23 protein-coding genes and 1 riboswitch are annotated in these 26,654 nt (G+C 62.1%); of the genes, 15 read left to right on the top strand and 8 right to left on the bottom strand.

Features of this window, described 5'->3' with window-relative positions:
- Nucleotides 1-35: 35 nt before the first annotated feature.
- A complete protein-coding gene (locus ACR0J1_RS03340; RefSeq protein WP_480730493.1) occupies nucleotides 36-674 on the bottom strand; it encodes a lysoplasmalogenase in 639 nt (212 codons plus the stop codon).
- 88 nt (nucleotides 675-762) lie between these two features.
- Between ACR0J1_RS03340 and ACR0J1_RS03335 the strand changes: the two genes are divergently transcribed.
- Entirely contained in the window at nucleotides 763-1,194 is a 432-nt protein-coding gene (locus ACR0J1_RS03335) for a hypothetical protein (RefSeq protein ID WP_480730491.1), read from the top strand.
- A 2-nt stretch (nucleotides 1,195-1,196) separates the two neighbouring features.
- Here ACR0J1_RS03335 and ACR0J1_RS03330 read toward each other — a convergent pair whose 3' ends face one another.
- A complete protein-coding gene (locus ACR0J1_RS03330; RefSeq protein WP_480730489.1) occupies nucleotides 1,197-1,838 on the bottom strand; it encodes a glutathione S-transferase family protein in 642 nt (213 codons plus the stop codon).
- A 3-nt stretch (nucleotides 1,839-1,841) separates the two neighbouring features.
- Nucleotides 1,842-3,329 (bottom strand): exodeoxyribonuclease VII large subunit, encoded by a 1,488-nt coding sequence (gene xseA, locus ACR0J1_RS03325; protein ID WP_480730487.1) that lies wholly within the window; start codon nucleotides 3,327-3,329, stop codon nucleotides 1,842-1,844.
- Between the two features lie 75 nt (nucleotides 3,330-3,404).
- Here xseA and purD point away from each other — a divergent pair, with 75 nt between their 5' ends.
- A complete protein-coding gene (purD, locus tag ACR0J1_RS03320) occupies nucleotides 3,405-4,667 on the top strand; it encodes a phosphoribosylamine--glycine ligase (RefSeq protein WP_480730485.1) in 1,263 nt (420 codons plus the stop codon).
- A gap of 93 nt (nucleotides 4,668-4,760) precedes the next feature.
- On the opposite strand, the gene ACR0J1_RS03315 is transcribed toward purD, so the two are convergent.
- Nucleotides 4,761-5,537 carry an FG-GAP repeat domain-containing protein gene (locus ACR0J1_RS03315; protein ID WP_480730484.1) on the bottom strand — a complete coding sequence of 259 codons (777 nt, stop codon included), beginning with the start codon at nucleotides 5,535-5,537 and terminating at the stop codon, nucleotides 4,761-4,763.
- Nucleotides 5,537-5,860: a 2Fe-2S iron-sulfur cluster-binding protein gene (locus ACR0J1_RS03310; RefSeq protein WP_480730482.1), complete on the bottom strand. Its 324-nt coding sequence runs from the start codon at nucleotides 5,858-5,860 to the stop codon at nucleotides 5,537-5,539. Before ACR0J1_RS03310 ends, ACR0J1_RS03315 begins: the two co-directional genes overlap by 1 nt.
- 210 nt (nucleotides 5,861-6,070) lie before the next feature.
- Between ACR0J1_RS03310 and ACR0J1_RS03305 the strand changes: the two genes are divergently transcribed.
- On the top strand, nucleotides 6,071-6,475 hold the full coding sequence (locus ACR0J1_RS03305; RefSeq protein ID WP_480730481.1) for a cytidine deaminase: 405 nt from the start codon (nucleotides 6,071-6,073) through the stop codon (nucleotides 6,473-6,475).
- Nucleotides 6,476-6,541: 66 nt separating this feature from the next.
- Here the strand turns inward: ACR0J1_RS03305 and ACR0J1_RS03300 are convergent, their stop codons facing one another.
- On the bottom strand, nucleotides 6,542-7,231 hold the full coding sequence (locus ACR0J1_RS03300; protein WP_480730480.1) for a glutathione S-transferase N-terminal domain-containing protein: 690 nt from the start codon (nucleotides 7,229-7,231) through the stop codon (nucleotides 6,542-6,544).
- Nucleotides 7,232-7,360: 129 nt separating this feature from the next.
- A riboswitch (SAM riboswitch) is annotated at nucleotides 7,361-7,438 on the top strand.
- Between the two features lie 58 nt (nucleotides 7,439-7,496).
- Here ACR0J1_RS03300 and metZ point away from each other — a divergent pair.
- The 5 genes from metZ (at nucleotide 7,497) to ACR0J1_RS03275 (ending at nucleotide 14,133) form a co-directional block, all read left to right on the top strand.
- Nucleotides 7,497-8,687 (top strand): O-succinylhomoserine sulfhydrylase, encoded by a 1,191-nt coding sequence (metZ, locus tag ACR0J1_RS03295; protein WP_480730478.1) that lies wholly within the window; start codon nucleotides 7,497-7,499, stop codon nucleotides 8,685-8,687.
- A 182-nt stretch (nucleotides 8,688-8,869) separates the two neighbouring features.
- On the top strand, nucleotides 8,870-9,973 hold the full coding sequence (gene folE2, locus ACR0J1_RS03290) for a GTP cyclohydrolase FolE2 (RefSeq protein ID WP_480730477.1): 1,104 nt from the start codon (nucleotides 8,870-8,872) through the stop codon (nucleotides 9,971-9,973).
- A 273-nt stretch (nucleotides 9,974-10,246) separates the two neighbouring features.
- A complete protein-coding gene (locus ACR0J1_RS03285) occupies nucleotides 10,247-11,059 on the top strand; it encodes a hypothetical protein (protein WP_480730476.1) in 813 nt (270 codons plus the stop codon).
- A 51-nt stretch (nucleotides 11,060-11,110) separates the two neighbouring features.
- The gene (locus tag ACR0J1_RS03280) at nucleotides 11,111-12,559 is read left to right on the top strand and encodes a TrkH family potassium uptake protein (protein ID WP_480730474.1); all 1,449 of its coding nucleotides are present in this window, start codon (nucleotides 11,111-11,113) and stop codon (nucleotides 12,557-12,559) included.
- A complete protein-coding gene (locus ACR0J1_RS03275; RefSeq protein ID WP_480730473.1) occupies nucleotides 12,559-14,133 on the top strand; it encodes a thiamine pyrophosphate-binding protein in 1,575 nt (524 codons plus the stop codon). The genes ACR0J1_RS03280 and ACR0J1_RS03275 overlap by 1 nt, the downstream gene beginning before the upstream one ends.
- Nucleotides 14,134-14,190: 57 nt before the next feature.
- Here the strand turns inward: ACR0J1_RS03275 and ACR0J1_RS03270 are convergent, their stop codons facing one another.
- Nucleotides 14,191-15,927: a serine protease gene (locus tag ACR0J1_RS03270; RefSeq protein WP_480730471.1), complete on the bottom strand. Its 1,737-nt coding sequence runs from the start codon at nucleotides 15,925-15,927 to the stop codon at nucleotides 14,191-14,193.
- 195 nt (nucleotides 15,928-16,122) lie between these two features.
- Between ACR0J1_RS03270 and ACR0J1_RS03265 the strand changes: the two genes are divergently transcribed.
- Nucleotides 16,123-17,052: a glycine--tRNA ligase subunit alpha gene (locus ACR0J1_RS03265; RefSeq protein WP_480730469.1), complete on the top strand. Its 930-nt coding sequence runs from the start codon at nucleotides 16,123-16,125 to the stop codon at nucleotides 17,050-17,052.
- A gap of 8 nt (nucleotides 17,053-17,060) precedes the next feature.
- On the opposite strand, the gene ACR0J1_RS03260 is transcribed toward ACR0J1_RS03265, so the two are convergent.
- The gene (locus ACR0J1_RS03260; protein WP_480730468.1) at nucleotides 17,061-17,693 is read right to left on the bottom strand and encodes a MarC family protein; all 633 of its coding nucleotides are present in this window, start codon (nucleotides 17,691-17,693) and stop codon (nucleotides 17,061-17,063) included.
- A gap of 78 nt (nucleotides 17,694-17,771) precedes the next feature.
- Between ACR0J1_RS03260 and ACR0J1_RS03255 the strand changes: the two genes are divergently transcribed.
- From ACR0J1_RS03255 to ACR0J1_RS03230, 6 genes are all read left to right on the top strand, one after another.
- On the top strand, nucleotides 17,772-18,293 hold the full coding sequence (locus ACR0J1_RS03255) for a DUF6446 family protein (RefSeq protein WP_480730466.1): 522 nt from the start codon (nucleotides 17,772-17,774) through the stop codon (nucleotides 18,291-18,293).
- Between the two features lie 3 nt (nucleotides 18,294-18,296).
- Nucleotides 18,297-19,505 carry a sodium/glutamate symporter gene (gltS, locus tag ACR0J1_RS03250; protein WP_480730465.1) on the top strand — a complete coding sequence of 403 codons (1,209 nt, stop codon included), beginning with the start codon at nucleotides 18,297-18,299 and terminating at the stop codon, nucleotides 19,503-19,505.
- A 9-nt stretch (nucleotides 19,506-19,514) separates the two neighbouring features.
- Nucleotides 19,515-21,713 (top strand): glycine--tRNA ligase subunit beta, encoded by a 2,199-nt coding sequence (gene glyS / locus ACR0J1_RS03245; RefSeq protein WP_480730463.1) that lies wholly within the window; start codon nucleotides 19,515-19,517, stop codon nucleotides 21,711-21,713.
- A 36-nt stretch (nucleotides 21,714-21,749) separates the two neighbouring features.
- On the top strand, nucleotides 21,750-24,311 hold the full coding sequence (locus ACR0J1_RS03240) for a putative PEP-binding protein (protein WP_480730462.1): 2,562 nt from the start codon (nucleotides 21,750-21,752) through the stop codon (nucleotides 24,309-24,311).
- Between the two features lie 186 nt (nucleotides 24,312-24,497).
- A complete protein-coding gene (locus ACR0J1_RS03235; protein WP_480730460.1) occupies nucleotides 24,498-25,136 on the top strand; it encodes a cell wall hydrolase in 639 nt (212 codons plus the stop codon).
- Between the two features lie 73 nt (nucleotides 25,137-25,209).
- Nucleotides 25,210-26,583, top strand: coding sequence for a multicopper oxidase family protein (locus tag ACR0J1_RS03230; protein ID WP_480730458.1), 1,374 nt, complete (start codon nucleotides 25,210-25,212; stop codon nucleotides 26,581-26,583).
- Nucleotides 26,584-26,654: the final 71 nt, after the last annotated feature.

Genomic DNA, 26,654 nt, shown 5'->3' with positions numbered 1-26,654 from the left:
TTCACCTAATGCGGATTGGTGGCAGTTGCAAAGGGTCAGGTGAAGGCGATCAGGAACCCGGCCTGTGCGCCCCAATAGAGCGGCCAGACCAGATAGGGGGTCAACCGCAGGGCGGGGTGGCTGGCGGGCAGCAGGAACTTCTCGGTCGCGAGGATCAGGTCTGAGGCGATGAAGGCCAAGGCCGCGGGCAGGGCCCAGCGGAGGGAGCCTGTATCGGGAAGGGCCAAAACGGTGACGCCCATGCCGAGGATGATCGGGATATAGGCCAGCACGGGGACTTTGAGGTCTCCGGCGCGGGGGCCGAGCAGGGTGGCCATGACGATGCCGAGGATCAGCAGGGACCAGAAGATCGCGGGTTGGGTCAGGATCAGGCCGGGGTCGCTGGTGGGATGGGTCAGGAACAGGGCGATATAGGCCAGATGTCCGGCGGCGAAGGCGGCGATGCCGGCCATGAAGGTGGCCTCGGTCTCGCGCGACAGTAGTGCGTCGCCGATGGCGCAAAGGGTGAGGGCGGCGATCAGCAGCCCCGGCGCGTTGGTGAGCGTAGCGATCAGGGCCAGCAGCGCGACCGAGGCGGTTTTTAGCCCGGTGCGCAGGGGGCTGGCCGGGCGGGCGGTCAGCGGCAGGTAGGCCAGCGCCAGGACGGCGGCGGCCCAGAGCAGGAATGTCGGCATGGTCTGTCCCCGATTTTTGCCGCATGTCCGCATGTTTACGTGGACCGGGCAAGATGTGACGTCGGGGGAGCCGCCCGCGAAAGGGTGAATGGCGCGTTGGGGCGGCATCTGGCAGACTGTGGGCATGGTCAGGATGTGGATGATTCTGCTGGCTCTGACTGCGCCTTCTGTCGCGGCGCAGTCGCCTATGTCAGGGGCCGAGTTCGAGGCCCATACTCGGGGCAAGACGTTGTTTTTCGGGTTTGGCGGGCAGGTCTATGGGGCCGAGAGGTATCTGCCCGGCAGGCGCGTTATCTGGTCTTATCTGGACGGCGATTGTCTGCAAGGCATCTGGTACCCGCATGAGGGGCAGATCTGTTTTGCCTATGAGGGGCGGGCCGATCCGCAATGCTGGGTTTTCACCGAATCCGGGGGGCGGCTGACCGCGCAGCGCGAAGATGGTCAGACCGCTACCGAGCTTTATGAGGCCGGGGAAGTTGATGCGGAGATGGTTTGTTATGGGCCGGAGGTCGGGGTCTGAGTTCAGTGAACGCGCAATTCGTCGTATCCGATCATCACGTGGTCTCGGAATGCGGGCCGTTCGGTGAGGTTTCGATAATATTGCTGCAGGTTCGGTAGCGCGGCGCGCCGAATCTCGATGTCGTAGTAGCGATATAGGATATGGCCCAGCTGAATATCGGCCAACGTGAAGGTCGATCCGGCGAGGTAGGCGGTCTGCGACAGCTGGTGGTCGGCGATCTTCAGTTTCAGTTCCAGATCGGCGACGGCCTGAGTGATGGCGGCGGTGTCCCGCTGGGGTGCGGCTGTGCGGACAACGCGCCAGAAGACCGGCACGGTGAACGCCATCGCCGCGTTGATCTTGGCCCATTCGGCCCATTTGTCGACCGCGGCGCGCTGCATCGGGTCCGGGGGCCAGAACTGGGCATCTCCGTATCGGGCGGCGAGGTAACGCAGGATGGCCCCGGTTTCCCAGATCGGGGCCGCAGTGCCGTCCTGTAGAACCGGGATGGTTCGGTTCGGGTTCAGCGCCGCGAATTCGGCGCTGTCCAGCCCGCCGAACCGGTGGCCGGCATCATGGCGCCGATAGGTCAGGCCCAGTTCGCCGACGCACCACATCAGCGCCTTTACGTTGGAAGATGTTTTGCGCCCCCAGATCGTCAGCATGGATCAGAACAGCGACCCCTGATCCGGTGCGGGGGGCTTGGGGGTGCGTTTGGGTTTGGCCGGGCTGCCGGGGGCGGTGCTGAGGGTGCCGTCGGCGAATTCGATCTCGAAGGTACTGTGTTTCTCGGCCTCGGCCTTGCGGGTCAGAACCTGATCGTTGGCGCGGATGACGGCATAGCCGCGATCGAGCGTCGCCTTGTAGCTGAGGGTTTCGCGCAGGCGGTCGGTGGCCTCGAGCTGTTGGTGCAGGCGATCCAGACGGGTGGTCTGGGCGGTGTTCAGACGCTCGGTCAGGCGGCTCAGCGTGTCGCGGCGGGTTAGCAGCTCGCGCTGGATGGGGCGCAGCGACAGGCGTGAGGACAGGTTGCGCCAGCGGTCGCGGCGGGTTTCGACCAGGCCGCGCAGGGCCGAGGGGCGCAGATGGGCCGAGCTGTCCAGCAGTTTGACGCGACGGGTCTGGACGCCCCGGATCAGGGCGTTGGGCAGGCGTTCGGCCACCTGATCGAGCCGTTGGCGAGGGCTGTCCAACAGCGTATCGGGGCGCGGCAGGGCGCGGGACAGGTCGCGCAGGCGCTGGCTGCGGCGCTGTACGGCGTCGGTGGCGGCCCGCGAAAGGCGCGCGCCTTGCTCACCGGTCCAGGCCAGCAGTTCCATACGGACGGGAACCGCCAATTCAGCGGCGGCGGTGGGTGTCGGCGCGCGGCGGTCCGAGACGTGGTCGATCAGCGTGGTATCGGTCTCGTGCCCCACGGCTGAGATCAGCGGGATGTCCGAGGCGGCAGCGGCGCGAGCGACGGTTTCTTCGTTGAAGCCCCAGAGGTCCTCGATCGAGCCGCCGCCGCGGGCGACGATGATCAGGTCTGGGCGCGGCAGGGCCCCGCCCGGGGTGAGCTGATTGAAGCCTTCGATGGCGCGGGTAACTTCGGGGGCGCAGTTTGCGCCTTGCACGGCGACCGGCCAGATCAGCACCTTGCGCGGGAACCGGTCGCGCAGGCGGTGGAGAATATCGCGGATCACCGCGCCCGAAGGTGAAGTAACCACGCCGATGATCTGCGGCAGATAGGGCAGGGGTTTCTTGCGCTCGGGCGCGAACAGACCTTCGGATTCGAGCTGTTTCTTGCGTTTTTCCAGCAACGCCATCAGCGCGCCTTGTCCGGCGACGGCGACCTCATCGACATTCAGGTTGTACTTGGACTGCGCGCCGAATGCGGTTAGCCGACCGGTGACGACGACCTCAAGCCCCTCTTCGGGGACCACGGACAGGCCCGAGATCTGGCCCTTCCATGTGGTGCAGGCCAGCACATTCCGGTCGTCTTTGATGTCATAATAGAGATGACCCGAGCGCGCCTTGAACACCCGCCCGACCTCGCCGCGCACGCGAATGCGGCCAAAGCTGCCTTCCAGCGTGCGCTTCACCTCACCCGAGATGTCCGAGACGGTGTATTCGGGGGTGTTTTGGCCGGGAATGGGGTCGTCAAGCAGGTCGGACATTTCAGCGCCTTGTGTCATTTGCTGGCGCAGCTTAGAACGCGCGCAAGGCGAGGCCAAGCAGATCGGAGAGCTTTCATGAACATCCTTATTCTCGGCAGCGGTGGGCGTGAACACAGCCTGGCCTGGACGGTGATGCAGAACCCCAAATGCGACCGTCTGATCGTGGCACCGGGCAATGCCGGGATTGCGCAGATTGCTGAATGCGCGGCGCTGGATATCGAGAATGGCGGCGCTGTGGTCAGCTTTGCCGAGGAAAACGCGATTGATTTCGTGATCGTGGGTCCCGAAGCACCTTTGGCGGCAGGGGTTGCAGATCGTTTGCGCGAGGCCGCGGTGCTGGTCTTTGGCCCTTCGGCAGCGGCCGCGCAGTTGGAGGCGTCGAAGAGTTTTACCAAGGAGATTTGCGATGCTGCCGGTGCGCCCACGGCGGCCTATGCACGGTTTACTGAGGCCGAACCGGCAAAGGCGTATATCCGGGCGCAGGGGGCTCCGATTGTCGTGAAGGCCGATGGGCTGGCTGCGGGCAAGGGGGTGATCGTTGCAATGGACGAGCAGACGGCGCTGGACGCGATTGACGATATGTTCGGTGGTGCTTTCGGCGGTGCCGGGGCTGAGGTGGTGATCGAGGAGTTCATGGAGGGCGAGGAGGCATCCTTGTTCGTGCTCTGCGATGGCGAAGAGGTACTGTCGATTGGCACCGCGCAGGATCATAAGCGTGTGGGCGAGGGCGATACCGGGCTGAATACGGGAGGCATGGGGGCCTATTCTCCGGCGCCGGTGCTGAGCGCCGAGGTCGAGGCGCGCGCGATGGACGAAATCGTGCGCCCGACCATGGCCGAGATGAAGCGCCGCGGGATGCCGTTTCAGGGGGTGCTGTATGCGGGCCTGATGATCAAGGACGGGCAGCCTCGGCTGGTGGAATACAACGTCCGGTTCGGCGATCCCGAGTGTCAGGTGCTGATGATGCGGCTGGGCGCGCAGGCGATGGACCTGATGCATGCCGCTGCCGAAGGGCGGCTGGGCGAGACGCGCGTGAACTGGGCGGACGATCATGCGATTACGGTGGTGATGGCGGCGAAAGGATATCCGGGGGCTTATGAGAAGGGCTCGGCCATTGGTGGTCTGGCGGATCTGCCCGAGGACAGCAGCAATATGGTATTTCACGCGGGGACCAAAGCGGCGGATGGGCAGATTGTGGCGTCAGGTGGTCGGGTTCTGAATGTGACTGCCCGGGGGCAGAGCTTGCAGGAAGCGCGGGACCGGGCCTATGCAATGGTCGATGGGGTTGATTGGCCCGAGGGGTTCTATCGTCGGGATATCGGCTGGCGGGCGCTGTGATCTGATTGTCGGGCTGCGCCCGGCTTTGTCTGCGGGACGAGGGGCGCTGCCCCTCGCGCTCCCCGGGATATTTGTGGCCAGATGAAGGGTGGATCAGCAGTTTGGGGCTGAGGTCAGGTCTTTGCGGTTGCGCAGCGGGCCGAGGTCGGTGGTTTGCCAGCCATTTTTGTAGGAAACGCTGATGATGCGGGACCAATCTGCACTTGCGAGGATAAGTTCGGGACCTGTTGCGCAGTAGCGTAACCCGCCAGCGATAAAGGCATCTCCGATACGGTGATTGGTCAGGCCGGGAAGGGTTGCGATTTCGGTCAGGTTGCCGTCTGAGTAGCGCCAGATACGCAGGGTTTTGGCCAGGTGTGGGCGATCCACATAGGCGATTTCGATTTGGCCGTCATTGTCCAAATCCCAAATCCCTGCAGGGGCGAGCCAGCGGTTGCGCGTGCCAATATGAGGTGTTGCCGCTATCTTTTCGCCGCGTGCGTTGTAGATGGCGAGTTGCGCTCCGGTGTTGTTCTGAGATTCGACGACGATGACCTCGTTTGTTCCATCGAGATCAACGTCTGACAATCGGGGGGCGAGGTCCTCGAACACCCGGTCTTGTGGCAATCGGATCGTTAGCACCGTCTGGTCGTTCGACCGTTCCGTGGGGTCGGTGTTTTCAACAGTGATTTCCAGTGCACCATATTCGATATCGTCGCCCAGCACACCATGGGCATAGCGTGAGGTGGGCTCGGTATATCGGGCAGAGGTGATGGTTTCGGCGGCGGAAGCAGGGACTTGTCCGGCCAGCCACATGCACAAGGCCAGAAGCGCGCCGCGGGCCCGGCGTTGCCATAGGCGGATGGGCGGGCGCGGCGCTTTGGAGTGCATCAGATTTGTTTTTCCGGCATTTGCACGATCAGGCCGTCCAGCGCGTCGGTGATCTTGATCTGGCAGGTCAGCCGCGATCGTACCGGGTCGGGCTGGTAGGCGAAATCCAGCATATCCTCTTCCATGTCGTCCTTGGCCGGAACCTTTTCGACCCAGTCGGGGTGGAGGTAGACATGGCAGGTCGAGCAGGCGCAGGCACCGCCGCAATCGGCTTCGATGCCGGGGATGTTGTTGTCGCGGGCCCCTTCCATGACGGTCAGTCCGTTGGCGACCTCGACCGTGTGCTCGGTACCGCCATGCTCGACATATGTGATTTTTGCCATTGCGTGCGTTTTCCTTCTGCGATGTTCGAATTCTTCCTTAGTCAAGGGAGTTAGGTGTTTCCAGTGGGAATTACGACCCGGAGTGTCTTGGGTGGCCATTTGTGAAGTCATTTGACGTTTGTTTTGGGCTGGTTGGTTGCATGGCAGAGCTTTACCTGAGCCTAAAAAGAGACATAAATCCTGTTATCGAGATCGACAGGTGGGTGCGAGATGACGATTGGACCTCAGATGTACGAGGCTGCCGTCAGCCTTATCAAGCATCGCTATCCCAAAGGTTGGGGTGGCGCGGCCTCGGTTCGGTTGACGTCTGGCGAGGTTGTGACCAGTGTTGCCCCTGACACCGACCTGGACGTTGTGTCAGCCTGCATGGAGCTTGGTGGGTTTCTTGAAGCGCACAAGCAGAACCTACCGGTCACGCATAGCCTGTGCATCTTCAGGGAAAACGAACAGGCCCCATTCAGGTTTCTCAGCCCTTGCGGAGTTTGTCAGGAACGACTTCGATTCTGGGGGGCTGATGTTCAGGTTGCGGTTACCAATCCCGGCAACGAGCTGATATTCAGATCGTTGGCGGAATTGCAAAACTATCATTGGTCTGATGCCTATCGGCAAAGATGATCGGCAACTGCGTTAACGGTTTGATACTTGGCGCAAGGCCCTGATCCGACATGCTGCGATTGCCATTCACCGCTTGAACAAGACCCCCTGCGATTGCTTGTCCCGGTGATCGTTGCGCAGGTCGGCATGCAGCGCGCGGCCTGCCTGTACCGCGGGGCGGGCGCTCATCATCTCGAGCCAACGGGTAAAGTGGGGCTTGTCCTCAAGCACCTGTTGCTGGCCTTCCCAAAGGCTGGCCCAGCCCCAGATCGAGATGTCGGCGATGGAATAGAAATCGCCCGCGACGTATTCGTTGTCGGCCAGTCTGCGATCCAGCACGCCATACAGGCGTCCGACCTCGGTGCGATAGCGGTCCTGAGCGTAGGGCAGGTGCTGGGGCGGGTCTAGTTGAGGGGCGTATTTCAGGAAGTGATGTGCCTGACCGGCCATCGGGCCAACGCCGCCCATTTGCCACATCAGCCATTCCTCGACGGCGATGCGGTCGCGTTCCGTCTCGCCATAGAGCCGTCCGGTCTTGCGGGCCAGGTACATCAGGATCGCGCCGCTTTCGAACACGGACACCGGCGCGCCATCGGGGCCATCCGGGTCGACGATGGCGGGCATGCGGTTGTTGGGCGAGATTTTCAGAAACTCGGGGTCGAACTGATCGCCTTTGCCGATGTTGATCAGGTGGGTGGTATAGGGCAGGTCCAGCTCTTCCAGAGCGATGGATGCCTTCCAGCCATTCGGCGTGGGCCAGAAATAGAGATCAATCATGGGGCCTCCTGCGGTTGGTGTGATCATGAGGGTTTAGGGCCATTCGGCAAGAGGGCGCGCAGCCGTGTTACGAAACCGTGACCAATGCGCCGCCGGGCTTGACGATGGTCGGGGCGGGGCGTAAACGCTTCGGCGCCACGTGGCGATTTGTTACCGGATTGCGGGCCACGCTAAACAACACCGCTAAAAGGTCAGGATGAAAGACCCCTTTCGCTTGGCCGCGTCTGGGGTTTTTTGTTTGCCCTGAGGGGCTGAAAGGAATGACATGAGCGAGAGCTGGAATAAGCGTACCCAAGCCGTCCATGGCGGTATTCGTCGCAGTCAATATAACGAGGTCAGCGAGGCGATCTTTCTGACGCAGGGCTTCGTTTACGACAATGCCGAGCAGGCCGAGGCACGGTTCATCGAGACCGGCCCGGATGAGTTCATCTATGCCCGTTATGGCAACCCCACCGTGTCGATGTTTGAACAACGCATTGCTGCGTTGGAAGGGGGCGAGGATGCCTTTGCCACGGCCTCTGGGATGGCGGCTGTGAACGGCGCGCTGACCTCGATGCTGAAGGCGGGAGACCATGTTGTTTCAGCCAAAGCGCTGTTCGGGTCTTGTCTTTATATCCTTGAGAATATCCTGACCCGCTATGGGGTTGAGGTGACCTTTGTCGACGGCACTGATCTGGATGCGTGGAAGGCCGCGATCCGGCCCGACACCAAGGCGGTATTCTTCGAATCTATGTCGAACCCGACGCTTGAGGTGATTGATATCGCTTCGGTTTCTGAACTGGCCCATGCGGTCGGTGCGGTTGTGATCGTGGACAACGTATTCTCGACCCCCGTCTTCTCGCGCGCGATCGAACAGGGTGCGGATGTGGTGGTGTATTCGGCCACCAAGCATATCGACGGGCAGGGGCGCGCGCTGGGCGGTGTGATCATCGGCACCAAGGAGTTCATTCGCGGCACGGTTGAGCCCTATATGAAGCACACGGGCGGCGCGCTGAGCCCGTTCAGCGCCTGGATCATGGTAAAGGGGCTGGAAACCATGGCGCTGCGCGTCAATGCGCAGGCCGAGAGCGCGCAGAAGATTGCCGAGGCGCTGGAAGGGCATACCGCGTTGGAGCGCACGCTCTATCCCGGTCTGAAAACCCATGCTCAGAATGCACTGGTGCAGGAGCAGCTGGGTGGCAAGGGCGGCACGGTTCTGTCGCTGGATATCAAGGGCGGCAAGGCGGCGGCCTTTGCGTTCCTGAATGCGCTGACGATCCCGGTGATTTCGAACAATCTGGGCGATGCCAAGTCGATTGCGACGCACCCGGCCACCACCACGCACCAGCGCCTGAGCGAGGATCAACGCGATGAACTGGGCATCACACCGGGCCTGATCCGCCTGTCGGTGGGGCTTGAGGATGCGGGCGATCTGCTGGCGGATATCGAACGCGCGCTGGCGGCCTCACAGGGCTAAGCGCAGGGTTGTGACGTGCGGTCAGGCGGCATGGAACCGCCTGATTGGGCGTTTTCGGTTGAAAAGTGACGGTTTCCCGCCTCTAATTTCGATCCGGGATGCTATCCCGCGCGTATCGTTCCGTACTGGTAAATAAACCCCGGTCGTATATAGTTCGTCGGCCTAGAAAGGGACCCGTGCCTATGAACATTCATCCGCGCGATATTGACGACACACCCGATCACGATCAGGCCGCCGCTGCGCTAAAGCTTCTGCGTGAGTGGGCGAAAACCGCGTCAGCTGCGGAAATCAGCCAGCTTGATCCGGCGGTGGCGCAGCTTGTGCCCGGGCTGATGGCATCGAATTATCCGGCCCTGTCGCGCGAGTACCCCGAGGGTTTTGAGGCGGATGCGGCGTACAAGGCCACGCTGCCCGATCTTCAGAACGGCCCGTCCAGCCTGATCCGCGGTGCGAAACAGCAGATACAGCATGTTGGCATCTCGAACTTCCGCTTGCCGATCCGGTTCCACCGCAAGGGCGGAGAGGATCTGGCGCTTGAGACCTCGGTGACCGGGTCCGTCAGCCTTGAGGCTGAAAAGAAGGGCATCAATATGTCCCGGATCATGCGGTCGTTTTACAAACATGCCGAGCGGACCTTTAGTTTCGAGGTGATGGAGGCCGCGCTGAACGATTATATGTCCGATCTGGACAGTCTGGATGCGCGTATTCAGATGCGGTTTTCCTATCCCGACCGGGTTGAGAGCCTGCGTTCGGGCCTGTCGGGCTATCAGTATTACGACATCGCGCTGGAGCTCGTCGAGCGGGGCGGCGAGCGTCTGAAGATCATGCATCTGGATTATGTCTACTCCTCGACCTGCCCCTGTTCGCTGGAGTTGAGCGAACATGCGCGTGCGACCCGTGGGCAGTTGGCGACGCCGCATTCGCAGCGTTCGGTGGCGCGGATTTCCGTGGTGGTCGATTGCAACGCCGATTGCCTGTGGTTCGAGGATCTGATCGCACTGTGCCGTCGCGCTGTGCCGACCGAGACTCAGGTGATGGTCAAACGCGAGGATGAACAGGCCTTTGCCGAACTGAACGCAGCCAACCCGATCTTTGTCGAAGATGCTGCGCGTCTGTTCTGTGCCGAATTGCAGGCCGATCATCACGTCGGTGATTTCCGTGTGATCGCCAGCCATCAGGAAAGCCTGCACAGCCATGATGCTGTGTCGATTCTGACCGAAGGCCCCACCTTCGATTCCGCCAGCCTGGACCCCAGGTTGTTCACGACCCTGTTTCATGTAGGCTAATTGACCGTACGGAAGATGCTGTAAAATCAATCAAAAATAGCCGGTTGGCGCTTTATTGCCGCAATGCAGCAAGAAATGCTGCAGCTGCGTCAAGATTCGCGTTAGACTGAGCCCGAATGCAGCTGCTGCGCGCCCGTTTTGTCCGGTGTGCAGCCCGAAAGGAAGCCGGGACGTGCCAAGCCTTGGACCGCGAACCTGCAGAACCGCCCCCGGCGATCGGGGCGGCTGGGGGCCTTTTCCGCGCTGCATCGGTTTTATCAGGAGAGACATGCAATGAATCCGATTTCCCAACCGCTTGAGTTTCAGGCAGCGGCCATCCGAATGGCCGGTTACGCGATGGCCAGCCAGATGGAGATCATGCAGATCATGACCCGTGCGGCGTTTGAACTGCCGATGGCGCCGCTGCAGGGGCTGAAGACAACCGGGGCGCCTGCGCCTGCGCCGCGCAAGGCGGCTCCGGCCAAACCTACGGCCAAAGCGAAGCCTGCAGCCAAGCCGAAAGTTGTGGCCAAACCGAAAGCCGAGGCTGCCAAGCCCAAAGCAGTTGCCAAGCCCGCTGCCCCCAAGGCAAAGGCTGCGCCAAAGGCGAAACCTGTTGCGGTCAAAACCGCGCCTGCGGCGAAACCTGCCGCTAAGGCTGCTCCGGCGAAGGCACCCGTCAAAGCACCGGTTAAGCCGGTCTCGACCGCTGCCAAGGCTGTTGCGGCGGTGAAATCGGCGGCTGCGGCCAAAACCAAGGCGGCCCCGAGCGCGCCGAAACCTGCGGCGGCCTCGAAACCTGCGCCCGCCAAGCCGGTAGCTGCTAAGCCTGCTGCGAAACCTGCGCCAGTGAAGACTGCTGCCGCAAAGCCTGCTGCGAAACCCGCACCGGCCAAACCTGCCGCCGCAAAACCCGCCGCGCCCAAGGCTGCACCCGTTGCAGAGGCGGCAAAACCGATTGCTGCCAAGCCCGCTCCGGTCAAGACGGCAGCGCCCAAGCCTGTCGCCGCAACCAGTGCCGAAGCGCCCAAACCCGCAAATCGCCGGACGCGCGCGCCGTCAAAACCGCCTGCGATGCCGGCCGCTGCGGCAAAATCCGACACCTGACGCGGATCATCTGCTTGACACTGTCGGGTTGGCGCGCCAACGCTGCCCGTCATGATGGATCTTCGCCCGGTCGGATATGTGATTGGCCTGCTGGTCGCCATTCTTGGGGCGACCATGCTGCTGCCGATGCTTGCCGACCTGATCGAGGGCCGGGGCGAGTGGCACGTTTTCTTTGAAAGCGCGGTCATCACGCTGCTGACCGGCAGTGTTCTTGCGATGAGTTGCTCCAACGGGGTTGGAGAAGGTCTGACCATCCGTCAGACCTTTTTGCTGACCTCGGGCGTCTGGGTGGCCCTGCCGGTCTTCGGGGCCATCCCCTTCCTGTTCGGCGAGACCGAGTTGCGCTTTGTCGACGCCTATTTCGAGGCGATGTCGGGCCTGACCACCACCGGCTCAACCGTGATCTCGGGGCTCGACGACCTGCCGCATGGCCTGCTGCTGTGGCGCGGGGTGCTGCAGTGGCTGGGCGGCATCGGTATCATTGTCGTGGCCATGGTCTTCCTGCCCGAACTGCGAGTGGGGGGCATGCAGATCTTCCGGTCCGAAGGCTTTGAGACCATGGGGAAAATCCTGCCCCGCGCGCAAGAGATCGCGGGGCAGATTTCGCTGATCTACGTGTTTCTGACCGTCGTCTGCGCGCTGGTCTATGCCGGTTTGGGGATGGGGTTCTTCGATGCGGTGGTTCATGCGCTGACCACCATTTCGACCGGAGGGTTCTCGAACTACGACGCCTCGTTTGGGACGTTCTCGGGTCCGGCGGAATATGCCGCCGCCGTGTTCATGATCCTGGCCGCGCTGCCCTTCGTGCGTTATGTGCAGCTGGCCAATGGCCAGACGAGCTCGTTATGGAAAGACAGCCAGATCCGGGCGTTTCTGGCGACCATTGCGGTTCTGGTTCTGGTGATGTCGATATTCCTGACCTCGGTCTTCCCGCATCACTGGGAACAGGCGGTGCGCGAGTCGCTGTTCAACATCACCTCGATCATCTCGGGCACCGGCTATGCCAGTGTCGATTACATGGGCTGGGGCTCGTTCCCGATCATGCTGTTCTTCCTGATCGGCCTGATCGGAGGCTGCGCAGGGTCGACCGCGTGTTCGATCAAGATCTTCCGCTATCAACTGCTGTTTGCCTCGATCAAAACCCAGATCCGGCGCATCCGGTCGCCGCATGGGGTATTCGTGCCGCGCTATGACGGGCGGGCGATCAGTCGGGACGTTCTGACCTCGGTCATGAGTTTCTTCATGTTTTTTGTGCTGTCCATGGGCGTTCTGTCCTGGGCACTGGCGCTGACGGGGTTGGATTTCATCACCTCTGTCTCGGGCGCGGCCACGGCGCTGGCCAATGTGGGGCCGGGGCTGGGGGATCAGATCGGGCCAGCGGGTAATTTCGCCGGGCTGAATGATGGAGCCAAGTGGCTGCTGACCATCGGGATGCTGGTCGGTCGGCTTGAGCTGTTGGCCGTCTATGCAATCTTCACACGTCAATTCTGGAGAGGGTGATGAAGCGACCTCTGGGGGCTCAGATATCTCATATGCTGAAGGATCGCGGTGTTGACGTGATCTTTGGCATTCCCGGTGTTCATAACCAAGAGATGTATCGGGGCATCGAAGAGGCCGGGATCACCCATGTTCTGGCCCGGCACGAGCAGGGGGCGGGGTTCATGGCCGACGGATATGCCCGCGCCACCGGCAAGCCGGGTGTGGCCTATGTGATCACCGGGCCGGGGCTGTGCAATATCATGACGCCGATGGGGCAGGCCTATTCGGATTCGGTGCCGATGCTGGTGCTGTCATCCTGTCTGGACGAGGTGCAGGCGCAGCGCGGACAGCTGCACCAGATGAAGGATCAGCGCGCCGCGGCTGAGACGGTGGCCGACTGGTCCTGTCAGGCGCAGGACGCGCAGGCCGCCTATGGGCTGATCGAACGGGCGTTCGAGGAATTCGAACTGTCGCGTCCACGTCCCAAGCATATTCAGGTGCCCATCGCGCAGTTGGAAGGGGACGCAGACCCTGCGCCCTTCCCGAACCAGCCCGCGTTGCGGAACAAGGTGCTGCCGCCAGACGTGGCCTCGGTTCTGTCGCTGTTGAATATCGCGCAGCGGCCCCTGTTTATTCTGGGCGGTGGGTGCCGGTCGAACCTGTGGCGGCAGATCCTGACGCAGTTGGGGGCGGCCTGTTTCACCACCTTTGCCGGGCGCGGGTTGGTCGGGGCCGACTATCCGCTGGATTTTGGGTCCATGCTGCCGCGACCGGGCAGTGCTGAGGTGATCGCCTCGGCTGATCTGGTTGTGGTTGTGGGGGCCGAACTGGGTGAGGTCGATCTTTGGCGGCATGATTTGGGGCACACCGCCAACATGGTGCGCGTCGATCTGGACCCCGAGGTCCTGTCGGACAGCCATCGCGCGGCGGTCAAGCTGCAGGCCGATGGTGAGAGCTTCGCCCATGCGCTGTGGGCGTCGGCTGAGACCGTGAAGCCTGCGACCGGCTGGTCCGAAGCCGAAGTCAGCGCCGCCCGCGCGCGTTGGCGGGCCGAGGTGGATGCCGGACGGCCGGGCATAATGCCGGTGATCGACGCCTTGCGCGCGGCGATGCCTGCCGAGACGATGATCTATTCGGACATGACCCAATTCGCCTATGTCGCCAAAGAGGTCTGGGACATGGCCGTGCCCTATCACTGGCACCACCCGACCGGGTTTGGCACGCTGGGCTACGCGCTGCCTGCCGGGATCGGTGGAGCGGTGGCGCGGCGGGGTAAGCCCACGGCGGTGATCGCGGGGGATTACGGGTTCCACTACACGATGCAAGAGCTTGGCGTTGCTGTGGAACTTGGTCTATCGCTGCCCATCATCCTGTGGGACAACGGCAAGCTGAAAGAGATCGAGGACAGTATGGTGCGCGGTCAGATCGCGCCCAATGCCGTCGTCGCGCGCAACCCGGATTTCTGCAAACTGGCTGAGGCATTTGGGGCCTTGTCCGCCGCGCCGGGGACGCTGGATGAGATGCAAGAGGCCGTGCGCGCCGCGTTCGAGGCCGAGGGGCCAACGCTGATCCGGGTGACGCCGGACATCCTGTAAGCCCAACAAAAAAGGCGCTGCACCTGGGTGCAGCGCCTTTTCATCAATCTCGACAGCTTAGTCCCAGCAGTGAACCAGAACGGTCATGCCATTGGCGCGACGGCTCAGCTCATTCGGTGAAATCTGGGCTGAAGCCTGCGCGGGTTGGCCTGCGATGCCTGCCTTGGTGAGAACTTCGGTCAGACGATCCACATTGGCGGCAAGGCTGACCGAACCGGGCAGGGCGCGCCCGTCCGACGGCTTGGGCAGCAACATGCCGACGACGCTGCCGCTGTCGTCAAAGACGGGTCCGCCCGCGTCTCCGGGCTGCGACGCCAGTGCGAGGCGTTTGACGCCATCTTCGCCATTCAGGCCGCGAATATCTGCGATCTCGCCAAAGGTCAGGGTAGGGGCTCCCAACGCGCCTTCGTAGGAAAAGCCCGAAACGGTGACCGGAGACTGGATGCGCGGCTGATCCGCCCGGAACTCGGCAACGCTAATCGGCGCGAGCGTCTGTTTGGGGCGCAGAACGGCGATGCCGAGAGCTGCGTCCTGCCATGCGACCTGCAACTCCTGATCGCCGTCCAGCGTGATGCGGGTGCAACTGTCGGCGGCCTCGGCGACGGTCAGGACCGTGCCGTTGGTGTCGGCAAAGAAGCCCGAGCGCGAGAGGCGCGGTTTGCGGATTTGCAGGCCCGAGACCAGATCGATGCGCTGTTCCGCATCCGCCCCGGCATCGGCATCCAGCACTGCGTCGGTAGTGGCGAAGCTGGCCCGCATCGCCGCCAGAACGCGGGCACGGCGGGCGTCGTCGCCTTCGGGCCAGACCAGCGTGAAGCCTTTGATCTTGCCGTCTTTCAGCCCCGCCTGCGTGTAGGATACGATCCCGTTGCCACGTCCTTCGATGGTAAAGCTGTTGCCGCGCAGGGCGCGCTCGCCATCCAGCGGGATGATCTCAAGCGACTGCATCACCTGATAGAGCGCGCGGAGGGTGGCGGGTGCGCCCTCTTGCGAGATCAGCAGCGCCTTAGCGTCCTGATCTGAGCTGGGTTTGAAATGGGCGAAGGGGGCCTCATAACGGTCAAATTCCAGAACGCCCAGCGGCAGGTTCAGTGCGATCCCGGCTTGCGGGTCGGTGTATTGCTCCATCCCGACGCTGATCAGCGGAGCGTTGTAATCGTCCAGCAGGGTCTTGCGCTGCAGGGTGGTCAGAACGCCAGTGGCCTCGAACCCGTTGAACCGCTGCCAATCGCTCATCGAGCGCCGCGTGCCCTGACCGAAAGCTCCGTCGATGGTCGAGTTGTAGAAGCCGGCGGCCTGCAGCGCGGTCTGCAGGTCTTTGCGCTCTTGCGCCGTCAGCAGGCGTTCGCCCTGCAGCGCTTGCGCGCGGGTTTCGTCCGAGGCTTGAGGCGTCAGACCAGCCTGCGGCTGTTCCTGCGGTTCGGGCTGGACCGGGGGTGTAATCACGCCGCGATTCAGGATGTTGGCGCCGACGGGCCAGAATTGCTGCCCGAAGGTGCTGGAAAAGGCGATGAAGCTGTCCGCGGGGATTTGGCGCTCGGCCCGGTAGACGCGCAGGACCTGCTCGGCATCGTCGCGCAAATAAGGCCCAATAGCAATGGCATACCACCCAGAGTTCAGGCGAAATCCGTTCACATCTGGCAGGGAATTGGCGTAAGCCTGCGCCCGGTCCTGCGCTTCGCGCAGCGAGGGCTGTGCCTCGACCTGAACCCAGACTCCAGCGTCCTGCTGAGCAAAAGCGGCGCGCAGGCCGAAGAGGAAAAAGAATGTAATAACCGTAAATACGCGTGTCATTGTCTGCCCGTGTTATGCAGTGTTTTCACTTTGGCGCAGAGTACGCGGAATCGCGGCCCGATTGCCATGCCCGGAATACGGGGAATTCTGGGTGTGGCTGCGCAGCGACAGCAAGGGCGGATTGGCCCGTTGACGCCCCTTGGTGGCTTGCATAGGAAGGGCCGAACCCACCGGAACCCGTCCAAGGGGAATGATATGACCGAACCCAGCAGCGCACCTCGTTCGTTTCAGGAGATCATCCTGCGGCTTCAGACCTATTGGGCGTCGAAAGGCTGCGCGATCCTGCAGCCCTATGACATGGAGGTCGGCGCGGGCACGTTCCACCCGGCGACGACTTTGCGGGCTTTGGGGTCCAAGGCGTGGGCCGCAGCTTATGTGCAGCCCTCGCGTCGTCCGACGGACGGGCGGTATGGTGAGAACCCGAACCGGTTGCAGCACTACTATCAGTATCAGGTGCTGATCAAACCCAGCCCGCCGGATCTGCAAGAGCTGTATCTGGGCTCGCTGCAGGCCATCGGCATCGACATGGACCTGCACGACATCCGGTTCGTCGAGGATGATTGGGAAAGCCCAACCCTCGGCGCTTGGGGCTTGGGCTGGGAGGTCTGGTGTGACGGCATGGAAGTCAGCCAGTTCACCTATTTCCAACAGGTAGGCGGTCATGATTGCGCGCCGGTCTCGGGTGAGCTGACCTATGGGCTGGAGCGTCTGGCCATGTATGTGCTGGGCATCGATCACGTGATGGATATGCCGTTCAATGATCCTCAGTCGCCCAGCCCACTGACCTATGGCGACATCTTCAAGCAGACCGAAGAGGAATACGCCCGTTGGAATTTCGACGTGGCCAACACCGAGGTTCTACTGCGCCATTTCGAAGAGGCCGAGGTCGAGTGTGCCGCCATTCTGGCGCAGGAACATGACGATCCCAAGACCGGCAAGCGCATCGTGATGGCGCATCCGGCCTACGATCAGTGCATCAAGGCGTCTCATATCTTCAACCTGCTGGACGCGCGCGGGGTGATCTCGGTGACCGAGCGGCAGGCCTATATCGGCCGCGTCCGCGCACTGGCCAAGCAATGCGCCGATGCGTTCGTGCAGACCGAGGCCGCCGGGTACGAGGTCTGATGACCCGCCTAGGCCAGACCGGGCAGCAGCGCCTTGAGGCCGTCAGCGATCATGCTGATGGCAATGGCCGACAGGATCATGCCCATAAAACGGCTCATGATCACACGAGCGTTGTCCGAGAGCCTTTCGGCCAGCCATGCTGCGTTCCAGAAGGTGACAAGAAGCAGGGCAACGACTGTCAGGAAAACGCCTGCATAAGCAATGGCTTCGACCGGGGTTTTGATGTGGTGGGCATAGAGGATCAGCGTAGTGATCGTGCCGGGGCCAACCAGAATGGGAAAGGCCAGCGGGTAGAACGCGACGGTCTCGGGTTCGGGGTAGCTTTGCTTTTCCCCGTCCGTGCCGTGATGCGAACTGCTTTCGTTGCCGTTCAGCATGTTCAGCCCGATCATCAGAACGACCAGACCGCCCGCGACGCGCAGGTGATCGACGCTGATGCCAAACAGCCCCAGCGCCTGACTGCCGACCGAGGCGAAGGCGCTGCCCAGAACAATGCAATAAAGCGCTGTTTTCAAGGCAACCTTGCGCTGATCCGCAGGGGGCAGGTTCTGAGTGACGCTCAGGAACACGGGCAGGTTGGTGATCGGGTTCATGATCGCGAACAGCGCGCCGAAGAACCCGACGGCAAGGGTGGTTTCCATATCTGTCGCCTTATATCCGCCCGTAATGGTCTGAAATCTGTCCTATTTCCGCGCAACATGAAAGAGGCTGCGTAAGAGATGACCGGGAAAGTGCTGGCTCTGATCCTTCTGTTCTCTGCCGTGCTGGCCGGAGCTGGCATGTACTACCTGCAGGTTTACGGGTTCTACTACGATGTCGAGCCGCGTCCCGGGCAGGATGTTGCGCTGCTGGCGCAAGGGGGCGATGCGCCCGAGACGATTAGCTATGACGCGTTTCAGGCGATTGACGCCGACAGTTCTCCGATCCGGTATCGGGCGTGTTTCGAGACCGAGCTGACGCCGGATCAACTGAGCGGCTTTACCTCTGTCGAGAACCCCGAACCCCTGACCGCGCCGGGCTGGTTTGACTGTTATGACGCGGTTGCGCTGGCCGATGCGTTGAAATCAGGGCAGGCGCAGGCGTTCATGGGCGCGAAGAACATCCACTATGGTGTCGACCGCATCGTTGCGATCACGCAGGACGGCAAGGGTTATGTCTGGCACGCGCTGAACAATTGCGGCGAGAAAGCCTATGACGGCACGGTGGTGGGCGAAGAATGCCCGCCCCGACCGCAGGAATAGCCCATGGGGCAGGTCGTCGCGATCCCGGATTTTCTGACCGCAACGCTGGGCTTTGCGGTCTACCTTCTGGGGGCCGAGATCAACGCCCGTGTCGCGACCTTGCGCAATTTTAACATCCCCGAGCCGGTGACCGGAGGGCTGCTGGCCTCGCTGGTGGTGCTGGTGCTCTACCTCGTGTTCGGTATTGAACTTTCCTTTGGCCTGACGGCGCGGGACTTCCTGCTGGTGCTGTTCTTTGCCGGGATTGGTTTGAATGCACGCCTGTCGGATTTGATTGCAGGCGGCAAGCCTTTGCTTTTGTTGTTGATATTGACGCTGCTGACCATCGTTGCACAGAACGTGATTGGTGCTGGTGGGGCGGTTTTGTTCGGATACCCGGCGCAGGCCGGCGTGTTGTTCGGCTCCGCCGCGCTGATCGGCGGCCACGGCACCGCGATTGCATGGGCGCCCGAAGTGGCCGAGGCGACAGGGCTGGCGGGCGCGACTGAACTGGGCGTGGCGGTGGCGACCTTGGGTCTTGTGCTGGCGGCACTGGTCGGCGGCCCCATCGCGCGGCTGTTGGTTGAGGGACGCAAGCTGAGCCCCAACCGTCCCCAGGAAGAGCATACCGTCGGTCTACCCGATGAGGCGGACGCGAAAACGGCGATTGATCATCAGACCATCATGCGGGTGCTGCTGTATCTGAATCTTGCGATCATCGCGGGCTATATCCTCAGCGATATTATCAGCGCGGCGGGGCTGAAACTGCCGCTGTTCGTGCCCTGCCTGATCATGGGCATTGTCATCGCCAACCTGCGCACCGCGCTGTTCCCCAAAGCGTCGCCCGTGTCGCGCACACCGTCCTTGGCGCTGATCTCGGAATTCGCTCTGGGCGCGTTTCTGGCCATGTCGCTGATGAGCCTGCAACTGTGGACGATCGCAGAGCTTGGCTTCGCCATCGCGGTGATCATGACCGCCCAGACCCTGTTCGCGGTGGCCTTCGTGCTGTGGGTCTTGTTCCCGCTGATGGGGTCGAACTACCGCGCCGCCGTGCTGGCTGCCGGGTTCGGGGGCTTTGCGCTGGGTGCAACCCCGACCGCCATCGCGAATATGACCGCAGTTACCAAGCGATATGGCCCGTCGCCTATTGCCTTTATTGTGCTGCCCCTTGTATCCGCATTCTTTGTGGATATCGCCAATGCCATCGTCATCCAGACGATCGTAAGTTTCTAAGGACCGACTATGCCCGACCTGCTGATCGAACTGTTTTCCGAAGAAATCCCCGCGCGGATGCAAGCCCGCGCCGGTGAGGACCTGAAAAAGCGGATCACCGATGGTCTGGTCGAGGGCGGTCTGACCTACGCCTCTGCTGCCGCGCTGACCACGCCGCGCCGCCTGACGCTGGCCATCGAGGAGCTGCTGGCAGAAAGTCCGACCATTCGCGAGGAACGCAAAGGCCCGAAAGTGGGCGCGCCGGACAAGGCAATCGAAGGCTTCCTGCGCGGCGCGGGCCTGACCCGCGATCAGTTGGAAGAACGCGAGACCCCCAAAGGCGCGGTCTATTTCGCCACCATCGAAAAAGCTGGTCGTCCGGCAGCGGACATCGTGGCCGAGGTGCTTGAGGCCACCATTCGCAACTTCCCATGGCCCAAATCGATGCGCTGGGGGGCTGGTTCGATGCGCTGGGTGCGGCCGTTGCATTCGATCCTGTGCATCCTCAGCGATGAAACGGGCGCTCAGGTCGTGCCGCTTGAGGTCGAAGGGATCACGTCGGGCGACACGACCGCAGGCCACCGGTTCATGGCTCCGAACCGGTTCGCGGTCACCTCGTTTGACGATTACGCCGCCAAGCTGAAGCGCGCCTTTGTGGTGCTGTCGCCCAGCGAGCGTGCCGAGCATATCTGGAACGACGCGCAGAACCTCGCATTTGCCGCTGGTCTGGAAGTGGTCGATGACAAGGGTCTGCTGGCCGAGGTGGCCGGTCTGGTCGAATGGCCCGTGGTGCTGATGGGGCAGATCGATGACGAATTCCTCGACCTGCCGCCTGAGGTGCTGCAGACCTCGATGAAAGAGCATCAGAAGTTCTTTTCGGTGAAGAACCCCAAGACCGGACGGATCGAGCGCTTCATCACCGTCGCGAACCGGGAAACTGCTGACAATGGCGCGACCATTCTGGCGGGGAACCAAAAGGTGCTGTCGGCCCGTCTGGCGGATGCGAAATTCTTCTGGGAGAACGACCTGCGCATCGTGCAGTCCGACGGGTTCGAGCCGTGGGTCGAAAAACTGGATGCGGTGACCTTCCACGCCAAGCTGGGATCGCAGGGGGAACGCGTGAACCGGATCGCGGCGCTGGCGCACAAACTGGCTCCGGTGGTTGGCGCCGATCCGGCGCTGGCGATGATGGCGGCACAGGGGTGCAAGGCGGATTTGTCGTCCGAGATGGTGTTCGAGTTCCCTGAGTTGCAGGGTCTGATGGGCCGCTACTATGCGGATGCCGCTGAATTGCCTGCGGAAGTCGGGCAGGCGAGCGAGGAGCATTATTCGCCGCTGGGCCCCTCCGATGACGTGCCAACCGCGCCGGTCTCGGTGGCTGTGGCGCTGGCCGACAAGCTGGATACGCTGACCGGGTTCTGGGCGATTGATGAGAAACCGACCGGCTCGAAGGACCCGTTTGCCCTGCGCCGTGCTGCGTTGGGGGTTATTCGTTTGGTGCTGACGAACGACCTGCGCCTTTCTCTGAAAGACACCTTCGCGTCAGGATTGGGCACTCTGTTGAAGTTGCCGGAATGGCAAGCAGCGCTGTTGGAGGCTAAGGCCAATCAGGCGACAGCCGAAGATAAAGACGCCGCCGCCCAACAGGTACACGGACTGGCGCATCAGGTTGAGGCGGCGACTTCGATTGTATCATCAGCCCCGTCCGATTTGCTGTCCTTCTTCCACGACCGCCTCAAGGTCTTCCTCCGCGACGAAGGTATTCGCCACGACGTCATCGACGCTTGTATCGCGATGGACGGCAATGATGACCTCAATCTGCTGGTCAAACGTGCCCGCGCGCTCAACGCGGTGATTGCGACCGAGGATGGCGAAAACCTCGTGCAGGGATTCAAGCGGGCCAACAACATCCTGTCTCAGGCCGAGGAAAAGGATGGGGTGGAATACTCCTACGGCGCGGATGTGAAATTTGCCGAAACTGACAGTGAGAAGGCGTTGTTTGCCGCCCTCGATCAGGCGCAGGCGCAGATCGATCCGGCCCTGAAGGGCGAAGAATTCCCGGCTGCAATGGCTGCCATGGCCGCGCTACGGGCTCCGGTCGATGCGTTCTTTGAGGATGTGCAGGTCAATACCGACAATGACATCCTGCGCCGCAACCGACTGAACCTGCTGAGCCAGATCCGGCAGGTCTGTTCCAGCGTCGCCGATCTGACCAAGATCGAGGGATAACGCCCTTGCGCCAAGGGCGCAGGGGCTTATGCTGCGGTGAAACCAAAAGGTGCCGCAGTGCAGAATAATACGCAGACCACGCTGATAACCGCAAAAGCTCCCGTCGCCGCCAACACCCATGGCGGGCGGGCAAAATGTCTGCAGCGGTTAGTCCGTTTGGACATGCCGGTGCCACGCACGGTTGCGTTGTCCTTTGACGCGGTGCAGCGGATCGCCAAGGGCAATATGCCCGACATGGCGGCCATAATGGAGCAGTTCGACGCCGAGGCGCTGTTATGCGTGCGGCCCAGTTCGGAAGACCCCGATTGGGGCGGACCGGGGGCGGTTCTGAATATCGGTATGAACGATGCCCGATATGTCGAGTTGTCGGGGGCGATGGGCGCGGACGCGGCGGCGGCGCTGTATCTGCGGTTCGTGCAAAGCTATGCCATCCACGTGGCGCGTCTGGATGCGGACCTGTTCGATGATATCGAGGCGGATGGCCGCGAAGGGCTCAGCCTATCGCTGCGCGCTTACGAAGATGAAACCGACGAGACCTTTCCGCAGGATCGCGGTGAGCAGTTGATTGGTGTGCTGCGGTCGATGGCGCGGGCTTGGGATGGAACCTCGGCCCGCCTGCTGCGGCAGGCCAAGGGGGCGCCAGCGGATGCGGGGTTGGGGCTGGTCATTCAAGAGATGATCCCCGGTGTCGGGCAGGGTGAATGCGGCTCGGGCGTGTTGCAACTGATCGACCCGGCGACGGGAATGCCGCAGATCACCGGTCGGTACCTGAGTCAGAGTCAGGGGCGCGATGCGCTGGGGGAAGGGGTCTCGGCGCTGTATCTGGAGAAAGATGAGAGGGGGCCCTCGCTTGAGGATGTGGCGCCCGGGGCGTTTGCCGATCTCAAGGCGCACGCGGCCCTAATGCGCGAGAAGCTGCGCGAAGAAATGCAGGTGGAATTTGTGGTCCAGAATGGCGATGTGCACATTCTGGATGGGGTCCGAGTTCAGCGTGGATCACGCGCTGGGATGCGGATTGCCGTTCGGCTGGCCGAAGACGGAATCATCCCGCCGCAAGAGGCCGTCATGCGGATCGACCCACATTCACTGAATGAGCTGCTGCACCGGCAGGTCCACCCCGAGGCGGAGCGGGATGTACTGACGACCGGCATCGCCGCCAGCCCGGGCGCGGCCACTGGTCGGATCGTATTCACTGCTGCCGAGGCGCAGGCCAGCGCCGCGCGCGGTGAGCCTTGCGTTTTGGTGCGCCGCGAAACATCGCCCGAGGATGTGCGTGGAATGCACGCGGCGGTCGCGGTGCTGACCGAAAAGGGCGGTATTACCAGCCATGCGGCGGTGATTGGTCGGGGTCTGGGTCTGCCCTGCATCGTCGGCGCATCCGAGATGCGGTTTCAGACCAAAAAGAAGATGCTGAGCGCGCCTGATGGGCGAGTATTCAAGACCGGAGACATCCTGACCATCGATGGCACCTCGGGTCAGGTTCTGGCCGGACAGCCCGAGATGCTTGAGGCCGCGCTGGACGATTGTTTTCAGACCCTGATGGGCTGGGCGGATGCCGAACGTGACATCGCCATCCGTGCCAATGCCGACACGCCTGCGGATGCGCAAACAGCGCGGAATTTTCAGGCCGAGGGGATCGGCCTGTGCCGGACCGAGCATATGTTCTTTGATCCCGGTCGCCTGACTGTGATGCGCGAGATGATCTTCGCGCAAACGCCCTCGGGCCGGGCAGCGGTACTGGAACGTCTGCTGCCGATGCAGCGACAGGACTTTGTGCAACTGTTCCGTATCATGGAAGGGCAGCCGGTCTGCATCCGCCTATTCGACCCGCCACTGCACGAGTTCCTGCCCACCACCCGCAGCGGTCAGCGTGAGCTGGCCGAGGCGCTGGACCTGCCAGTCTCGGACGTGGAACGCCGGGTCGAGGCGATGCGGGAATACAACCCCATGCTGGGCTTGCGCGGGGTGCGTCTAGGCGTGACCGTGCCGGAGATCTACGACATGCAAGCCCGCGCGATCTTTGAGGCGACCCTGGATGCCAGCAAAGACGGTGCCCCGGTTGTGCCCGAGGTGATGATCCCGCTGGTCTCGGCCAAGCGCGAGGTGGAGCTGGTCAAGGCGCGCATCGATGCGGTTGCGGCCGAGGTTGCCTCGGAACGCGGGCAGGAGTTCGACTATCGGCTGGGTGTGATGGCAGAAACGCCGCGTGCCTGCCTGCGGGCGGATGAGATCGCACCGCATACGTCATTCCTGAGCTTCGGGACCAACGATTTGACCCAGATGACCTATGGCCTGTCGCGCGACGATGCGGGGCGGTTCATGTCGGCATATGTCCGCTTAGGCGTGTTTGCCGAAGATCCGTTTCACGTTCTGGATGCGGACGGGGTGGGAGAGCTGCTGAAACTGGGGGCTGAACGTGGCCGCCAAGCACAACCAGACGTTACACTTTCTGTCTGTGGCGAGCATGGCGGCAACCCCGAATCAATCGCCATCTGCCGGGCGCTTGGATTCGACTATGTGTCCTGCTCTCCGTTCCGAGTGCCGGTCGCTCGGCTGTCTGCCGCTCAGTTGGCGATTTCGTCCAAACTTGGGGGTTGACTAACTGTCTCTCCTCTAGAAATAGTGGTTTCTGATACGTTCCGCTGTCGATGAATTTTGACCGCGTGAGCGGTTTTTTTCTTGCTTTTTTAACAAAGCTGGACGTGTACCCCCAAGTGGGGTATCAGCCTCGTCGCGCCCGCCGGGGGAGGGTTTGGCGCGTTTGTGCCTGTGCGAGGTTATCTGATGAGACGCTACATATTGGCTGTTGCCGTGGGGGCCACAGCCTTGCTGCCGAATTTGTCCGTCGCTGAGAAGCCGGACACCGATCCGTCTGCCCAGCTGGTTGCCCGTAACGAGTTGCCGGGACAGAGCTTTCGTGACTATCTGAGCCTGTTCAAACCGCGCAAATCGCCGGAACGGATCGAGATCGCTTATACCAAGGATTGGCTGGATCAGCAGCCCAAGGCTTCGGGGGATGAAGATTTCCTGTGTTTGGCCGAGGCGCTGTATTTCGAGGCGCGCGGCGAAAGCGTACGCGGCCAGTTCGCCGTGGCCGAGGTGATCATGAACCGGGTCGACAGTGGCCGCTTTCCGGATTCGCTGTGCGGTGTGATCAAGCAGGGAACGGGCAAGCGCTATCAATGCCAGTTCACCTATACCTGTGACGGCCACAAAGAGGTCATCCAAGAGAAACGCGCCTATGAGCGTGTGTCCAAGGTGGCCCGCGCCGCGATCGACGGCATGGCCGAAGAGATGACCGCGGGGGCCACGCATTACCACACCAAGGCGGTCAAGCCGTCCTGGTCCCGGGTCTACAAGGAAACCGCGCGGATCGGTGTGCATATTTTCTATAAGCACAACTATCGCACTGCGAGTAACTGATTGACGCACCAGCGCTGGAAGGGTGCTGGTGTGATCCGGTTTTCGCCTTATGTTGCGGGCCAGGAGGCCCGCAATGTCATTTTCCCGCAGACAATTCCTGTGTTCTACACTGGCTGTGTCGATGCTGCCGCGTGCAGTATTGGCGTCTGGCGAGACGTTGGTTGCACAGCAAGCGACGCAACAGATCGCGCCTGACGGCTATCCCGCGACCTCGGTCTGGAGCTATGGCGCGGGCGTTCCCGGCCCCGAAATCCGCCTGCCGCAAGGCACGCGGGTGCAGCGGCGGCTGGAGAACACTCTGCCTCAGGCGACCTCGGTCCATTGGCATGGTATTCGGATCGACAACGCCATGGATGGCGTGCCCGGGCTGACGCAGGACGCGGTTCCGACGGGTGGCCGCTTTGACTATGATTTCGTGGTGCCGGATGCGGGAACCTATTGGTATCACGCCCATAACCGCTCGGTCGAGCAGGTGGCGCGGGGGCTTTATGGCCCGTTGATCGTGGATGAGGCCGCCCGACCGGATGTCGATCAGGACCTGACGTTGATGCTGGACGATTGGCGGCTGGACCCCGAAACCGGGCAGATCACCGATGATTTTGACAATGGTCATGATCAAAGTCACGCGGGGCGTTTGGGTAATCTTGTTGCGGTGAACGGGCGGTTTGATCCGTCTTATCCGGTGAAATCTGCCGAACGCCTGCGCCTGCGGCTGATCAATGCCGCCAACGCGCGGATTTTCGATGTGGCGCTGGACGGGCTGACGGGATGGATCGTGGCGCTGGACGGGATGCCACTTGAGGTCCCGTTGCCCATCGAAGACAGCTTTCCGCTGGCTCCTGCACAGCGCGCGGATCTGGTTGTCGATGTCATGGCCGAGGACAGGCAGACCGCAAGTGTCGTGAGCGTCGAGCGGGACGGGGCGTTCGGGTTGGTTCGGTTCGACGTGGTCGGGGCATCAGCGACGGTGGCGCGGAGCGGTGTTCGGCCCTTACCCGCGAACCCGCTGCCCGCGGTGGAGTTGCAGGATGCGCAAACGCATCGCATGACGCTGCAGGGCGGGGCAATGCGCTGGCTGGAAAGCGCCGTTCTGGGTGAGACCACGCTTTCGGGCCGCGAACTGGCGCAGTTGGGGCGGTTCTGGGCGCTGAACGGGTATGCAGAACGGCCCGCTGATCCGTTTCTTGATGCGCAGTTGGGTAGCGCTCATATCGTTGAATTTGTGAACGAAACAGCGTTCCCGCACGCGATGCATCTGCACGGCCATCATTTCCGGCTGATCCTGTCCGATGGCAGTCTGGGGCCGTGGCGCGATACGGTTCTGGTCGATCGGGGCCAGACCCGGCAGATTGCATTGGTGGCCGACAATCCCGGCGACTGGCTGCTGCATTGCCACATGCTGGGCCATGCAGCATCGGGGATGATGAGCTGGTTTCGGGTCACCTGACGCCGCATTCGATGGCTGGAAAGGCGTTTGTTGCGGTGTTATACGCCCGGCAAACGCGTAAATTGGGCTGA

The sequence above is a fragment of the Ruegeria sp. CJ3 genome (assembly GCF_056536725.1).
The sequence above is the reverse complement of the archived record's forward strand: the minus strand, read 5'-3'. Positions and strand labels throughout refer to the sequence as shown.

Excerpts from the sequence above, each read along its gene's own strand:
- ACR0J1_RS03285 (WP_480730476.1), top strand. The coding sequence starts at position 10,247 with ATGAATCCGATTTCCCAACCGCTTGAGTTTCAGGCAGCGGCCATCCGA.
- glyS (WP_480730463.1), top strand. The coding sequence starts at position 19,515 with ATGCCCGACCTGCTGATCGAACTGTTTTCCGAAGAAATCCCCGCGCGG.
- ACR0J1_RS03235 (WP_480730460.1), top strand. The coding sequence starts at position 24,498 with ATGAGACGCTACATATTGGCTGTTGCCGTGGGGGCCACAGCCTTGCTG.
- ACR0J1_RS03300 (WP_480730480.1), bottom strand. The coding sequence starts at position 7,231 with ATGATTGATCTCTATTTCTGGCCCACGCCGAATGGCTGGAAGGCATCC.
- ACR0J1_RS03275 (WP_480730473.1), top strand. The coding sequence starts at position 12,559 with ATGAAGCGACCTCTGGGGGCTCAGATATCTCATATGCTGAAGGATCGC.
- ACR0J1_RS03315 (WP_480730484.1), bottom strand. The coding sequence starts at position 5,537 with ATGCACTCCAAAGCGCCGCGCCCGCCCATCCGCCTATGGCAACGCCGG.
- xseA (WP_480730487.1), bottom strand. The coding sequence starts at position 3,329 with ATGTCCGACCTGCTTGACGACCCCATTCCCGGCCAAAACACCCCCGAA.
- ACR0J1_RS03280 (WP_480730474.1), top strand. The coding sequence starts at position 11,111 with ATGATGGATCTTCGCCCGGTCGGATATGTGATTGGCCTGCTGGTCGCC.
- ACR0J1_RS03310 (WP_480730482.1), bottom strand. The coding sequence starts at position 5,860 with ATGGCAAAAATCACATATGTCGAGCATGGCGGTACCGAGCACACGGTC.
- purD (WP_480730485.1), top strand. The coding sequence starts at position 3,405 with ATGAACATCCTTATTCTCGGCAGCGGTGGGCGTGAACACAGCCTGGCC.
- ACR0J1_RS03335 (WP_480730491.1), top strand. The coding sequence starts at position 763 with ATGGCGCGTTGGGGCGGCATCTGGCAGACTGTGGGCATGGTCAGGATG.
- ACR0J1_RS03230 (WP_480730458.1), top strand. The coding sequence starts at position 25,210 with ATGTCATTTTCCCGCAGACAATTCCTGTGTTCTACACTGGCTGTGTCG.
- metZ (WP_480730478.1), top strand. The coding sequence starts at position 7,497 with ATGAGCGAGAGCTGGAATAAGCGTACCCAAGCCGTCCATGGCGGTATT.
- ACR0J1_RS03265 (WP_480730469.1), top strand. The coding sequence starts at position 16,123 with ATGACCGAACCCAGCAGCGCACCTCGTTCGTTTCAGGAGATCATCCTG.
- folE2 (WP_480730477.1), top strand. The coding sequence starts at position 8,870 with ATGAACATTCATCCGCGCGATATTGACGACACACCCGATCACGATCAG.
- ACR0J1_RS03330 (WP_480730489.1), bottom strand. The coding sequence starts at position 1,838 with ATGCTGACGATCTGGGGGCGCAAAACATCTTCCAACGTAAAGGCGCTG.
- ACR0J1_RS03260 (WP_480730468.1), bottom strand. The coding sequence starts at position 17,693 with ATGGAAACCACCCTTGCCGTCGGGTTCTTCGGCGCGCTGTTCGCGATC.
- ACR0J1_RS03305 (WP_480730481.1), top strand. The coding sequence starts at position 6,071 with ATGACGATTGGACCTCAGATGTACGAGGCTGCCGTCAGCCTTATCAAG.
- ACR0J1_RS03270 (WP_480730471.1), bottom strand. The coding sequence starts at position 15,927 with ATGACACGCGTATTTACGGTTATTACATTCTTTTTCCTCTTCGGCCTG.
- ACR0J1_RS03340 (WP_480730493.1), bottom strand. The coding sequence starts at position 674 with ATGCCGACATTCCTGCTCTGGGCCGCCGCCGTCCTGGCGCTGGCCTAC.
- ACR0J1_RS03255 (WP_480730466.1), top strand. The coding sequence starts at position 17,772 with ATGACCGGGAAAGTGCTGGCTCTGATCCTTCTGTTCTCTGCCGTGCTG.
- gltS (WP_480730465.1), top strand. The coding sequence starts at position 18,297 with ATGGGGCAGGTCGTCGCGATCCCGGATTTTCTGACCGCAACGCTGGGC.